The sequence below is a fragment of the Nonomuraea sp. NPDC049419 genome, from assembly GCF_040676995.1.
GTDB classification, from domain to species: domain Bacteria; phylum Actinomycetota; class Actinomycetes; order Streptosporangiales; family Streptosporangiaceae; genus Nonomuraea; species Nonomuraea salmonea.
In genome coordinates, this window is the sequence record NZ_JBFAQB010000004.1 from 461,915 (window position 1) to 475,982 (window position 14,068).

Sequence of the window (14,068 nt, forward strand, 5' to 3'; positions counted from 1 at the left end):
ATGGTCTGCCGCCCTCGCGACGGTGTACAGAGGCCGGTCCTCAGGAAGGCCGCTGCCGCCCCGCATGCTCGCTGAATGCCCCGGAACGTGGATGAAACTTTCATCCCGGGCAGCCTGGTGAGAGGAAACGCGAGGGTTACCGCGACGCCATTCCGTTGACATACGAGCGAGGTCACCCACAATCCCGTTTGGGAGCGCTCCCACATCCCTACTCCCATGGAGACCCCGTGAAGCACAGACCTCCGATCCTCTTGACCCGCTTATCGAGGCGGCTCGCCGTGGCCACCTCCCTGGTCCTCGCGGCCGGGCTGACCTCGGCCATCACGGCGGCCCCCGCCCAGGCGGCCGTGGCGTGCGACGTGACGTACGCCGCCAACCAGTGGACCAGCGGCCAGGGCCAGGGCGGTTTCACCGCGAACGTCACGTTGAAGAACACCGGCGACCCCATCACGTCGTGGACGCTGGCCTTCGACTTCCCGACCACCGGCCAGCGCTACACGCCGAGCGGCTGGGGCGCGAACTGGAGCCAGTCGGGCACCCGCGTCACGGCCACCAACATGCCGTGGAACGGCAGCCTGGCCACCGGCGCCAGCACCAACATCGGCTTCAACGGCACCTGGACGGGCAGCAACCCGAGCCCGGAGACGTTCAGCGTGAACGGCGTGACCTGTGGCGGCACGGGCAGTGCGCCCAGCGTCGCGCTGACCTCGCCGACCGCGGGCCAGACGTTCACCGCCCCGGCCACCGTGCCGATCGCGGCGACCGCCTCCGACTCCGACGGCACGGTCACCAAGGTCGACTTCTACCAAGGCTCCACCCTGCTCGGCACCGACACCTCCTCGCCCTACAGCTACAGCTGGGCGAACGTGGCGGCCGGCAGCTACTCCATCACCGCCCGCGCCACCGACAACTCCGGCCAGGTGACCACCTCGTCGCCGGTCGGCATCACGGTCTCGCCCAACACCGGCCCGGCGCTGGTCGTCAGCCCGACGACGGTGTCCGTGCCCGAGACGGGCGAGGCGACCTTCGGCGTGCGGCTGTCGCAGGCGCCCTCGTCGAGCGTGACCGTCTCGGTCGCCCGCGCCAGCGGTGACGCCGACCTCACGGTCTCGCCGTCGTCCAGGACGTTCACCACGTCGAACTGGAACACCGCGCAGAACTTCACGATCAGCGCGGCCGACGACGACGACACGACCGCCGGCTCGGCCGTCTTCCGGGTCAGCGCCACCGGCTACACCGCCGTCGACGTGACCGCCAACGAGGCGGACGACGACGTCGGCGGCGACAACGAGTACGTGCAGCGCTTCGTGGAGCTCTACAACGAGATCCACGACCCGGCCAACGGCTACTTCTCACCCGAGGGCGTGCCCTACCACTCGATCGAGACGTTCATGGTCGAGGCGCCCGACCACGGGCACGAGACCACGTCCGAGGCCTACAGCTACTACCTGTGGCTGGAGGCGGCCTACGGGCGGGTGACCGGCGACTGGTCGAAGTTCAACACCGCGTGGGCGTCGATGGAGAAGTACATCATCCCGTCCACGGCCGACCAGCCGACGAACTCCTTCTACGACCCGTCGAAGCCGGCCACGTACGCGTCGGAGCACAACGACATCAGCCAGTACCCGACCCAGCTGGAGACCGGCGTCAGCGTCGGCACCGACCCGATCGCGAACGAGCTGCAGAGCGCGTACGGCACGCGCGACATCTACGGCATGCACTGGCTGCTGGACGTCGACAACACCTACGGCTTCGGCCGCTGCGGCGACGGCACCACCAAGCCCGCCTACATCAACACCTACCAGCGCGGCGCCGAGGAGTCGGTCTTCGAGACGATCCCGCAGCCGTCCTGCGACACCTTCGAGCACGGCGGCCCGAACGGCTACCTGGACCTGTTCACCAAGGACGCCTCGTACGCCAAGCAGTGGAAGTACACCAACGCCCCCGACGCGGACGCTCGCGCCGTGCAGGCCGCCTACTGGGCGCTGACCTGGGCCAAGGAGCAGAACAAGGCCGGCGACATCTCCGCCACCGTGGCCAAGGCCGCCAAGATGGGCGACTACCTGCGGTACGCGATGTACGACAAGTACTTCAAGCAGCCCGGCTGCACGAGCCCCTCGTGCCCGGCCGGCACCGGCAAGAACGCCTCCAACTACCTGCTGAGCTGGTACTACGCGTGGGGCGGCGCGACCGACGCCAACGCCGGTTGGGCCTGGCGCATCGGCTCCAGCCACAACCACGCGGGCTACCAGAACCCGTTCGCGGCCTGGGCGCTGTCGAACGTCAACGAGCTCAAGCCGAAGAGCGCCACCGGCGCCACCGACTGGAGCACCAGCCTCACCCGGCAGCTGCAGTTCTACACCTGGCTGCAGTCGGATGAGGGCGCGATCGCCGGCGGCGCGACCAACAGCTGGGAGGGCGGCTACGGCACGCCGCCGTCGAACCTGCCGAAGTTCCACGGCATGACCTACGACTGGCAGCCCGTCTACCACGACCCGCCGTCGAACCAGTGGTTCGGCTTCCAGGCGTGGACGATGGACCGCGTGGCGCAGCTCTACTACGCCACCGGCAACGCCGACGCCAAGGCGCTGCTCGACAAGTGGGTGGCGTGGGCGCTCGACCACACCACCGTCAACGCCGACGGCACCTACGAGGTGCCCTCCACGCTGGAGTGGTCCGGCCAGCCGGCCGGCAACTTCAACGCCACGACCGGCATGCCGCCGGCCAACCCCGGCCTGCACGTGACCGTCAAGGACTACACGCAGGACGTCGGCGTGGTCGGCGCGTACGCCAAGGTGCTCATGTACTACGCGGCCAGGGCCAACCACGCCGAGGCGCGCGACACGGCCAAGGCGCTGCTCGACGGCGTCTGGGAGAACCGTGACGACAAGGGCGTCTCGGTGCCGGAGACCAAGGCCGACTACCGGCGCGTGGACGACCCCGTCTACGTCCCGCCGGGCTGGAGCGGCACGATGCCGAACGGCGACCCGATCAACTCGAACTCCACGTTCCTGTCGATCAGGTCGTTCTACGAGGACGACCCGGACTGGCCGAAGGTCGAGGCGTACCTCGACGGCAGCGGCCCGGCCCCCGTCTTCAACTACCACCGGTTCTGGGCGCAGGTGGACGTCGCCGTCGCCCTCGCCGAGTACGGGCGGCTCTTCCCGTGAGAAAAGCAGCACTGATCGCTGCGGCGTCGCTGGTCCTGCCCCTTCTGGGGGCGGGGCCGGCGGCCCACGGGCAACACGCCGCGCAGACCGCGCAGGCGGCGCCCGCCTTCGCCTACGGCGAGGCGCTGCAGAAGTCGCTCTGGTTCTACGAGGCCCAGCAGTCGGGCGCGCTGCCCGACTGGAACCGCGTCTCCTGGCGCGGCGACTCGGGCCTGGACGACGGCGACGACGTCGGGGTGGACCTGACGGGCGGCTGGTACGACGCGGGCGACCACGTCAAGTTCGGCTTCCCGATGGCCTTCTCCGCCACCATGCTGGCCTGGGGCGCGGTCGAGTACCGCGACGCCTACGCCTCCTCCGGCCAGCTCACCCACCTGCTCAACAACCTCAAGTTCGTCAACGACTACTTCATCAAGGCCCACCCGTCGGCGAACGTGCTCTACGGGCAGGTCGGCAACGGCGGCACCGACCACGCCTGGTGGGGGCCGGCCGAGGCGATGGCGATGAACCGGCCGGCGTACAAGATCGACGCGTCGTGCGGCGGGTCGGACCTCGCGGGGGAGACGGCGGCGGCGATGGCGGCCTCCTCGATCGTCTTCCGCCCGACGAACCCCTCCTACGCCGACACGCTGGTGACGCACGCCAAGCAGCTGTACTCCTTCGCCGACACGGTCAGGAAGAAGTACACCGAGTGCATCACCGACGCCTCCAGCTTCTACAACTCCTGGAGCGGCTACAACGACGAGCTGGTGTGGGGCGCGATCTGGCTCTACCGGGCCACGAACGACGCCTCCTACCTGGCCAAGGCCGAGGCCGGCTACGCGAACCTCGGCACCGAGCCGCAGACCAGCACCAAGTCGTACAAGTGGACGATCGCCTGGGACGACAAGTCGTACGGGGCGTACGTGCTGCTGCACAAGCTGACCGGCAAGCAGCAATACCTGGACGACGCCAACCGGTGGCTCGACTACTGGACGGTCGGGGTGAACGGGCAGAAGGTGCCGTACTCGCCGGGCGGCCAGGCCGTGCTCGACCGGTGGGGCTCGCTGCGCTACGCGGCCAACACCGCGTTCGCGGCGCTGGTGCACAGCGACACGATCACCGACGCCACGCGTAAGGCCCGCTACCACGACTTCGCGGTAGGGCAAATCGACTACGCGCTCGGCGACAACCCGCGCAACTCCTCGTACGTGATCGGCTTCGGCGCCAACCCGCCGAAGAACCCGCACCACCGTACGGCGCACGGCTCGTGGACCGACCAGCTCACCAATCCCGAGCAGACCCGCCACACGCTGTACGGCGCTCTCGTCGGCGGCCCGCCGGAACCGAACGACGCCTACACCGACAAGCGCGACGACTACGTGATGAACGAGGTCGCCACCGACTACAACGCCGGCTTCACCAGCGCGGTGGCCCGGCTCTACAAGGAGTACGGCGGCGAGCCCGCGGCGAACTTCCCCGCCGAGGAGACCCCCGACGGCCCCGAGATCTTCGTCGAGGCCGGCGTGAACGCCTCCGGCTCGACGTTCACCGAGATCAAGGCCATCGTGCGCAACCAGTCGGCGTGGCCGGCGCGGGTGCTGTCGGACGGGAAGTTCCGCTACTACTTCACGCTCGACGGCGACACCACCGCCTCGCAGATTACCGTCTCGTCCGCCTACACGCAGTGCGCGGCGCCGGTGCTGCGCCAGGCGAGCGGCCGCACGTACTACGCGGAGATCGACTGCTCGGGGCAGGCCATCGCGCCCGCCGGGCAGTCGCAGCACCGCAGGGAGGTGCAGTTCAGGATCGCCAGCTCGGGGACGTGGGACCCGGCCAACGACTGGTCGTACCAGAACATCCCGACCACGCCGGGCACCACGCCGGTGCGGACGGACCGCATCGCCCTCTACAGCGGCGCCACCAAGATCTGGGGTGAGCCCCCGGGTCAGGAGGAAGAGGACACGACACCGCCCAGCAAGCCGGGCAAGCCCGCGGTCTCCGCGATCACGGGCTCGTCGGCCCGGCTGACCTGGACGGCCTCGACCGACGACGTGGGCGTGGCCGGATATGACGTCTACCTGGGGTCCACCAAGGCAGGCACGGCCACATCCCCGTCCTTCGACCTGACCGGGCTCACCCCCGCCACGGACTACACCGCCCACGTGGTGGCCAGGGACGCGGCGGGCAACACCTCGGCGGAGTCCGACGCGACCGCCTTCACCACCACGGAGTCCACCGACGGGACGCCGCCCAGCAGGCCGGGGAAGCCGGCGGTGTCCGGGATCACCGCGACCGGCGCCCGGGTGAGCTGGGCGGCGTCCACGGACGACGTGGGCGTGGCCGGATATGACGTCTACCTGGGGTCCACCAAGGCAGGCACGGCCACATCCACGTCGTTCGACCTCACCGGGCTGACCGCGAGCACCGCGTACACGGTGACCGTGGTGGCGCGGGACGCGGCGGGCAACAGCTCGCCGGCCTCCGAGGCCACCTCGTTCACCACGTCCGGCGGGTCGTCGGGCGGGTGCGCGGCGGCGTACAAGGTGATCGGCTCGTGGGGCGGCGCCTTCCAGGCGGAGGTGACGGTCACCAACGCCGGCACGTCCGCCATCAGCGGCTGGACGGTCACCTGGAGCTCGCAGAACACGATCACGCAGCTCTGGGGCGGCCGGCACACCGTGTCAGGCGGCACGGTGACGGTGCGGAACGAGTCGTGGAACGGCTCGCTCGCGCCCGGCGCGTCGGCGACGTTCGGCTTCATCGCCAACGGGACGTCCACGACGCCGGAGCTCACCTGCACGCCCGCATGAAAGACCCCGCCCCCGCCGCAGGAGCGGCGGGGGCGGTTCCACTGAACCCGTCGGCCCGCACGTGCGTATGAGGAGGTGAGGCGAACCCTTCCATCCCTGCCCGAACACCATCCCCGCCCGGATGGGACGGACGCGGCCGAACCTCCACTCGGCCGCGTCCGTTTTTCGCATCCGAGCCGCACACGCGGGCCTCCCATGTGGGCCCGTTCTCGCGCGGGCCACCGTCACGTGGACCGCCTTCATCCGGACCAGAGGGCCTCAAGGAGGCGCGGCCGGGGCTTCCGTCCCGGCCGCGTGCTCTTCAGGGTTTCCCGGCCGCCGACGTGGCCAGGGCGAAGCGTTCGCGGGCCGCCTCGATGGCGGCGTCGTCGGAGAAGTCCTCGAACGCCTCCTGGTGGTAGCGCTCGGGGATGAGCCGCTTGACCCTGTCGGGGTAGCCGGCGCCCGCCTCGGGCACCCGGATCTGCGGCGGGATGCTGATCTTCACGGCGATCGGCCCCGAGGCCCGGACGGACGACGCCCACTCGGGGCTCTCCCCGGTGATGGCGCACATGTGGCGGGCGTAGACCCAGCGCACCTCGACCAGGGAGGCGGCGTTCGGGGGTTCGGTGCCGAAGGGCTCCACGGCGCACACGACGCCGGAGTCGAAGCTGTGCCCGTGGGCGTGGTGCTCGCCGGGTGAGGCCTGCTCGAGTATCAGGGTCACCTGCGCGGCGAGCTCGTCGTTCAGCGTGGAGGACGGCTGCCTGGCCGCGAAGAACATCACCCCGGCCAGGGTGACCCCGGCCAGGGTGATGGTCGCCGCGATGAGCCCGCGACGCGATGTGATCACGGGCTGGTGCAGGTCAGGCTCGGTGCGGGGTTCGGGACCGAGCCGGTGGCGTTGAACCCGAACGTGGTGGACGCGCCGGGAGCGAGCTGCCCGTTGTACGTGGCGTTCTTGACCGCCACGTTGGGCGCTTGCCCGGATAGCACGCCGTTCCACGGTGAGCCGTCGAAGTTCTGCCCGCCGGTGTAGGTCCACTTGACGGTCCAGCCGTTGATGGCGCCGGTGCCGTTGTTCTTGACCGTCACCTCACCCTGGAAGTGGCCGGCCCAGCCGGTGTCGGTGGCCTTCCACGTGGCGGTGCAGTCGCCGGTGGGCGGCGGGTCCGTCGGGTCGGGGTCGGGGTCGGGGCCGGGCGAGCTGCCGCCGGGGCCGACGCCGGTCACTTCGCCGTTGCCGCCGTCGAAGACGACGTCGGAGCAGCTGTAGAAGTTCTCGTTGCTGTCGGAACGGATCCAGTGGGTGAAGATGATGTGCCGGCCGCTCTTACCGGACGGGAGCTGGGCGTTCCAGTAGTAGTAGTTGAGGCCGCCCGCTCCGCCGGACTTGGGCGGGTTGGTGACGCTGCCGAAGCGCTCCAGGTCCGACCACTTCAGCGGCGAGCTGGGGTTCCAGCCGTTCCTGGTGATGTAGTAGTCGAACTTGCCGGGGTGCTCGGCCCAGTTGCTGTGCCGCATCTGGATGTTGGCGCCCGACGTGAGGTGGGTGGTGGGCCAGTCGGTGCGGGCCGCGTTGTAGGCCGAGAAGTCGTAGGGGCCGCCGGTGCCGCCGCTGCAGATCTGGCCGTCGGGGATGAAGCCGGTGGTCCGGCCGGCGCCGTCGGAGCGCAGGACCGCGAACCAGTTGTAGAGGGGGGTGGCGCCGCTCTGGTTGACGGCGGAGGCGCACGCGGGGTTGTAAGGCAGGATCTGCCCGTTCTCCCGCAGGGCGTCCTGCCAGCACAGGAACGTACGGCTGCCGGGGAACATCGACACGCCGTGCGCCTGTGCCTGCGTGGGCACCATTAACGCGGAGGTGATGAGGACGAGGACGGCGGTGAGTGCCGCCGACTTGAACAACTTCATGGAGATTCCCTTGCGCTGACGACAGAGGAAACCTGCCCACGACCTGCCCGCCCGGCCTGCGCATTGAATCATGCTTTTTTGGGATTCGACAATCTTCCGTGAAACTTTCAGCCGATCTTGGTCATGGTTTGTGCTGGTGGTCGTACCTGGGGGCCATGAAGCACGTACGACATGCTTGCCGGAGTTTCATGGCGGCTGGAGGCTGACGTACTGGGAGCGCTCCCACTACACTCCCCTGTCAGAGAGGCGGGAGCTACACGCCATGAGGCACGCGCACATCTACCTGATCATCGGGGCGTTACTCAGCCTCGGCCTGTTCGCCTTACCGGCGAAGGCCGCGCCGGTGATCTGCGAGAAGTACGGCTCCACGAGCATCCAGAACGGCCGCTACGTCGTCATGAACAACGTCTGGGGCGCGAGCACGGCCCAGTGCATCGACGTCAACCAGAGCGGCGGCTTCACCGTCACCCAGTCCGCGCACAACAACTCCACCAGCGGCGCACCGGCCGGCTACCCCGCCATCTACGCCGGCTGCCACTACGGCAACTGCACCTCGGGCAGCAACCTGCCCATGCGGGCGAACTCCTCCGGCTTCGCCGCGCTGCGCAGCAGCGTCAGCATGTCGTACCCGGGCTCCGGCACCTACAACGCCTCCTACGACCTGTGGTTCGACCCCACGCCGCGCACCGACGGCCAGAACACCGGCGCCGAGCTGATGATCTGGCTCAACCGGCAGGGCTCGATCCAGCCCATCGGCTCGCGGGTCGGCACCGCCAACCTGGCCGACTCCACCTGGGAGGTCTGGTTCGGCAACACCGGCTGGAACGTCATCTCGTACGTGCGCACCTCACCCGCCACCTCGCTCGACTTCACCGTCGACACCTTCTTCTCGGACGTGGTCAACCGCGGCTACGGCCAGCGGTCGTGGTACCTGACCAGCGTCCAGGCCGGATTCGAGCCCTGGATCGGCGGCGCCGGGCTGAGCGTCAACTCCTTCTCCTTCACCAACACCGGCGGTGGCGGTGGGGGCGGCGGTGGGGGCGGCACCGGCAGCTGCACGGCCACCGCCACCACCCAGGGCTCATGGAACAACGGCTACGTCGTCCAGCCCGTGACCGTGACCAACCGCGGCACCTCGGCGCTGAACGGCTGGACGGTCACCTTCCCGCTGCCGTCCGGCCACACGATCACCGGCATGTGGAACGCCGACTACTCGGTCAGCGGCGGCACCGTCACAGTCAGGAGCCTGTCGCACAACGGCGGACTCGCGCCGGGCGCCGCGACCTCCTTCGGCTTCCAGGCGTCGCGGCCTGACGGGAACACGCAGGTGCCCAGCGGATACACCTGCGCATAAAGGCTCGCGCGGGCACGCTTTGCGAGGGGCCCAGTCCGCGCGAACGAGGGGTACGGCTGGTGCTGCCGTACCCCTCATCACATTCTCGGTCAGTCGCGCCGGAGGGCGGCTTCGATGTCGTCCAGCCGGGCCTGCAGCTCACTCAGGCAGGCCGGACGCAGGCGGCCTTCGCGCAGCCGGTCGGAGAGCTTCTGGCGCAGGTCCCGCGTCCTGGAGACCTCCTCCGACGGGCCGTGCGCCTGCGCCTGGCCGTGGGAGACCACCGTGGCCAGCACCTGCTTGAGGTCGAGCACCACGTCGTCGTCCGTCGCGCCGCACGGCGTCCTGGCCTCCAGCGTGGTGGTGAACTCGGCGGCGGCCTGCTCGACCGTGCGCGCGGAGGCCGGAGAGCGCTCGACCAGCCGGGCGGTCGGCGACGGCGGCTCCACCGGCACCTCCGGCACCACCGGCGCCACCGGTGCCACCCCAGGGTCGCGCATCGTCTCCTGCGATGTCCCCGACTGCTGGAACCACAGCAGCGCCGACAGCGCGAGCGCCGCGGACCCGGCCACCGTGAGCCCGCGCCGCACGTGACGGCCCAGCGACGCGGTGCCGAGCGCGGAGGTCAGCGCGGAGACGATCTCCGCCGCCGCCGGCCGGTCCTCCGGCCGGTGCGCCAGACAGCGCTGACAGAGCGTGGCGACGGCGTTCGGCACGCCGGGCACGCGGGGCGGCGGCTCGGTCCTGCGCGCCGCCTCGATCTCCTCCCACGTCGTCTCCGGGTACGGCGTCCGCCCGGTCAGCATGAGGTGCAGCAGCACGCCGAAGGCGTAGACGTCCACCGCCGGATGGGTGGGGGCGCCCAGCAGCCGCTCGGGGGCGACGTAGGGCGGGGTGCCGCGGTCGTCCTCCGGATCGCCGGCCCAGGCCGCGATGCCGAAGTCGAGCAGCTTGGGGCCGCTCGTGGTGAGCAGCACGTTCTCGGCGGTGACGTCCCGGTGCACCAGGCCGCGGGCGTGCCCGGCCATCAGCACCCTCGCCAGCCGCAGCGCGATGGAGGCGGCCTCCTGCCAGGGCAGGGGGCCCTGCTCGATGCGTTCGGCCAGCGGCGTGCCGTCGAGCAGCGGCATCACCACGTACGCGGCGACGCCGCCGCTGGTGGTGACGGTCTCGCCGTAGTCGTAGATCTCGATCGAATCGGGATGGATGAAACGGGCCGCTGCCCTGGCCTCGCTGCGTACGCTGACCCGCTCTCCCGGGTCGGTGTGCAGCGAGGCCGTGAGCACCTTGACCGCGATCATCCGGTGAAGGGACTGGTCGAAGGCACGCCAGATGACCGACATGCCCCCGCGGGCCAGCGGGTCCAGCAACAGGTACCGCCGGGCCAGGACGTCCCCTGGATTAAGCCGACTCACGGACGACCAGTTCCGTGGGGAGTACGGGGTCGACGCCCGAGGCTCCTGTCAGGAGCAGCCGGGTGGCGACCGTGGCGAGCTCCTCGACGGGCTGGCGGATGGTGGTCAGGGCGGGGACGGTGTGCCGGGCGACCGGCGCGTCGTCGAACCCGATCACCGCGACGTCGGCGGGCACCTTGCGCCCTGCTCTGCGCAGGGCCTGGATGGCGCCCGCCGCCATTAAGTCGCTGGCCACGAACACGGCGTCGAGACCGGGCGCGTGGCGTAACAACCATTGCATGGCGTGGGTGCCGGAGGCGGCGGTGAAGTCCCCGTACGCGACGGGGACGTCAGGAGCCCCGGCCGCCTGGAGGGTCCTGACGAGACCTTCCAGCCGGTCGCGGGCGCCGGGTAAGGAGGGCGGGCCGCCGATGGCGGCGACGTTGCGGCGGCCGGAGAGGAGGAAGTGCTCGGCCGCCTGGCGGCCTCCGTCGAGGTTGTCGACGTCGGCGAACGGGAGCTTGAGGTCGTGGGGCGGGCGGCCGATGTTGCGGACCGGGATGCCCGAGGTGGATAACTTGATCGCCAGGGGATGGCGTTCTCTGGCGCCGATGATCAGCACCGCGCCGGATAACGCGGGCAGCGTGGACGAGGTCGGGGTGACGGTGGTCACCATGAGGTGGGTGCCATGCTCGTTGATCACCGCGCCTGCGGCGGACAGGAGCCGGGCGTAGTAGGGTTCGGAGAACAGCCGGGGCAGGTGGTCACAGATCACCGCCGTGACTCCGTCGGCCATGGTCTTGGCGGCCGTTCCCCGGGGTGCGCGTTGTCGGACGTATCCCATTCGGGACACGGCGTCGTAGACTTGGCGGCGGGTCGAGGTACTGACCCGCACCGAGCCCGTGAGGACTCTTGATGCGGTCGCGGGGGAAACCCCTGCAGCGGCCGCCACCTGTGCCAGTGTGGGCTGCTCGGTCATGGAGCACCTCGCGGAAAGATCCTGGGAGCGCTCCCACGTTACCAATGTTTCGCCGCTGTTAATAGGGCCTTTGCTAGGAGTGCGTCCGCTTGTGCGGACGCACTCCGAATTTGCTCAGCTAGAGGCGGTGGTAACCGTCAGAGGTTTCTGTGCAGGAACGAGATCACGGAGATATTTCCGTGCCCGATTTGTCGTATCCGACAATCAGGAAACCCTGCCATTGTGATCATCCGAAGTCCGCGATGTCCGCCTCGTCCAGGGGGCCGTCGCCGACGTCGTTCGTCGCGTCGTCCGGCTGCGTCTGGCGCACCGGTGCGCAGCCCGAGCCGCAGCCGCCGAAGCGGGCCGTGTTGACCGGGTGGAACTCGGTGGCGGGCACGCCCTTGAGCGCGGCCAGCATGGTGTCTTTCCAGATCGGCCCGGGAATCGTGGCGCCGAAGACGTTGCCGTAGTACTTGCCGCCGATGGTGACGCCGTTCAGCTTGTGGTCCTGCGCGCCGCGCGGGTCGCCGATGCTGACCGCGCCCGCGAGGTCGGGGGTGAATCCGGCGAACCAGGCGGTGGCCTGGTTGTCCGTGGTGCCCGTCTTGCCGGCGGCGGGCCGGCCGATGCCGCCCACACCCGACATCGTGCCCTTGGTGAACACGCCCGACAGGATGTTCGCCGCCGCGTCGGCGACCTCGGGGTCGAGCGCCTTCTTGCAGTCCGGCTTGTAGGTGGTGACCTTGCCGTTGCGGTCGGTGATCTTGGTGATCGCCATCGGCTCGCAGAACTTGCCGCGCGCGCCCAGCGTGGCGTACGCGTTGGCCACCGTCACCGGGTCCATCTCGTTGGTGCCCAGCGTGAACGTCTCGAACTCGAGCAGGTCCAGCCCGTCGGAGCGGTGGATGCCCAGCGACTTGGCGGTCTGGACCGTCTCACACAGGCCGACCTTCTGCTCCAGCATCACGAAGAAGGTGTTGACCGACTGCCATGTGCCGGTGGCCAGCGTCTTGAAGCCGCCGCCGCCCTCGTCGTTGGTGACGGTGTGGCCGGGGTCGCCGATGCTCTCGCCCTTGCAGTTCTTGAACGAGGAGTAGTACGGCGCGGTGTAGCCGCTGCCCACGGTGAACCCGTCGTTGATCTTCCAACCCTTCTTCAGGGCCGTGACCAGCGTGAACGTCTTGAACGTGGAGCCTGCCTGGAAGCCGGTGCCGCCGCCGTGCTTCGCGTCGGCGACGACGTTGTACGACATCTCCTTCTTGCGCTTGTTGTTGCCGTACTTGCGGCTGGCCGCCATCGCCTTGATCTCGCCGGTGCCCGGCTGCACCAGGGCCTCGGCGGCGACCGGGTTGTCCTTGGCGAAGACGTACTTCTTGATCGCCCGCTCGGCGGCCCGCTGCATCTTCGGGTCGATCGTGGTCTGGATGGTCAGGCCGCCCCGGTTGAGGAACTGCGAGCGCGCCTTGGCCGTCTTGCCGAACGCCTTGTTGTTGAGCACCTCGTTGCGCACGTACATGCAGAAGTACGGGTACTGGCTCGCGCCGCAACCGCCGGGCAGCGGGGTGCCCTTGTAGCCGAGCGGCTTGGACTTGGCCTCCTCGGCCTCCTCGGGCGTGATCTTCTTCAGCTCGGCCATCCGGTCGAGCACCACGTTGCGCCGGTTGAGCAGCCGCTTGCGCTGGGCCTTGCCGAGGTTGGGGTCGGTCGCGTTGGGGTCCTGCACGGCGCCCGCCAGGGTCGCCGCCTGCACGAGGTTGAGCTGGGACGCCTTGACGCCGAAGAAGCGCTTGGCGGCGGCCTCGACGCCGTTGGCGTGGGCCCCGAAGTAGGCGATGTTGAGGTACTTCTCCAGGATCTCGTCCTTGGTGTACTTCTCCTCCACCGCCATCGCGTAGCGCAGCTCCTTGAGCTTGCGCGCGTAGCTGGCCTCCAGGGCGGCGTTGCGCTCCTTGTCGGTGGTGGCCGAGTTGAGCAGCACCTGCTTGACGTACTGCTGGGTGATGGAGGAGCCGCCCTGCGCGATGCCGCCCGAGGCGAAGTTCTTGGCCAGGGCGCGCATGGTGCCCTCGATGTCGATGGCGCCGTGCTCGTAGAAGCGGAAGTCCTCGATGGAGATGATGGCCGTCTTCATGATCGGCGCGACCTGGTCGAGCGTGACCGACTCGCGGTACTGCTCGTAGAACTGCGCGATCGGGTTGCCCTTGGCGTCGACGACGGTGGTCTTCTCCGCGAGCGGGGGCTCTTTGAGCTCTTCGGGTTTGATCCCGAGGTCCTCGGATGCCGAGACGAATATCGCTCCGGTGCCGCCGACCGCGGGCAACGCGACCGCGGCGGCCAGAACGCCGGCCGCTGCAGCGGCCGCCGTCAGGCGCGCGACACTCGACAAACGGGAACCCATGGTGGTAATCCCCTCCCCCTCGTGGCAATAGGGTGCATCCTAAACCCGGGCATGACATGCTCCGCGTAAAACCTTGGACGTCCCTTGACCCCGGAAAGTTGATCCACATCGGCGTTTTTTGCCGGGATCC

8 protein-coding genes are annotated in these 14,068 nt (G+C 69.3%); 3 read left to right on the forward strand and 5 right to left on the reverse strand.

Going from position 1 to position 14,068, the window contains the following annotated elements:
* The first annotated feature begins 278 nt into the window (after positions 1–278).
* Both AB0K12_RS16220 and AB0K12_RS16225 read left to right on the forward strand, forming a co-directional pair.
* Positions 279–3,170 carry a glycoside hydrolase family 48 protein gene (locus AB0K12_RS16220; protein WP_364560892.1) on the forward strand — a complete coding sequence of 964 codons (2,892 nt, stop codon included), beginning with the start codon at positions 279–281 and terminating at the stop codon, positions 3,168–3,170.
* Positions 3,167–5,962, forward strand: coding sequence for a glycoside hydrolase family 9 protein (locus tag AB0K12_RS16225; RefSeq protein WP_364560895.1), 2,796 nt, complete (start codon positions 3,167–3,169; stop codon positions 5,960–5,962). Before AB0K12_RS16220 ends, AB0K12_RS16225 begins: the two co-directional genes overlap by 4 nt.
* A 301-nt stretch (positions 5,963–6,263) precedes the next feature.
* Here the strand turns inward: AB0K12_RS16225 and AB0K12_RS16230 are convergent, their stop codons facing one another.
* Positions 6,264–6,794: a hypothetical protein gene (locus tag AB0K12_RS16230; RefSeq protein WP_364560898.1), complete on the reverse strand. Its 531-nt coding sequence runs from the start codon at positions 6,792–6,794 to the stop codon at positions 6,264–6,266.
* Positions 6,791–7,852: a lytic polysaccharide monooxygenase gene (locus AB0K12_RS16235; RefSeq protein ID WP_364560901.1), complete on the reverse strand. Its 1,062-nt coding sequence runs from the start codon at positions 7,850–7,852 to the stop codon at positions 6,791–6,793. The genes AB0K12_RS16230 and AB0K12_RS16235 overlap by 4 nt, the downstream gene beginning before the upstream one ends.
* A 262-nt stretch (positions 7,853–8,114) precedes the next feature.
* On the opposite strand from AB0K12_RS16235, the gene AB0K12_RS16240 reads away from it, so the two are divergent.
* Positions 8,115–9,206, forward strand: coding sequence for a cellulose binding domain-containing protein (locus AB0K12_RS16240; protein ID WP_364560904.1), 1,092 nt, complete (start codon positions 8,115–8,117; stop codon positions 9,204–9,206).
* An 89-nt stretch (positions 9,207–9,295) separates the two neighbouring features.
* Here the strand turns inward: AB0K12_RS16240 and AB0K12_RS16245 are convergent, their stop codons facing one another.
* The 3 genes from AB0K12_RS16245 to AB0K12_RS16255 form a co-directional block, all read right to left on the reverse strand.
* A complete protein-coding gene (locus AB0K12_RS16245; RefSeq protein ID WP_364560907.1) occupies positions 9,296–10,600 on the reverse strand; it encodes a serine/threonine-protein kinase in 1,305 nt (434 codons plus the stop codon).
* Positions 10,587–11,558, reverse strand: coding sequence for a LacI family DNA-binding transcriptional regulator (locus AB0K12_RS16250; protein ID WP_364560911.1), 972 nt, complete (start codon positions 11,556–11,558; stop codon positions 10,587–10,589). The genes AB0K12_RS16245 and AB0K12_RS16250 overlap by 14 nt, the downstream gene beginning before the upstream one ends.
* A gap of 226 nt (positions 11,559–11,784) precedes the next feature.
* Positions 11,785–13,926 (reverse strand): transglycosylase domain-containing protein, encoded by a 2,142-nt coding sequence (locus AB0K12_RS16255; protein ID WP_364560914.1) that lies wholly within the window; start codon positions 13,924–13,926, stop codon positions 11,785–11,787.
* Positions 13,927–14,068: the final 142 nt, after the last annotated feature.

Bases quoted from the DNA above. Each gene is read 5' to 3' on its own strand.
- AB0K12_RS16240 (WP_364560904.1), top strand. From the start codon at position 8,115: ATGAGGCACGCGCACATCTACCTGATCATCGGGGCGTTACTCAGCCTC.
- AB0K12_RS16250 (WP_364560911.1), bottom strand. From the start codon at position 11,558: ATGACCGAGCAGCCCACACTGGCACAGGTGGCGGCCGCTGCAGGGGTT.
- AB0K12_RS16235 (WP_364560901.1), bottom strand. From the start codon at position 7,852: ATGAAGTTGTTCAAGTCGGCGGCACTCACCGCCGTCCTCGTCCTCATC.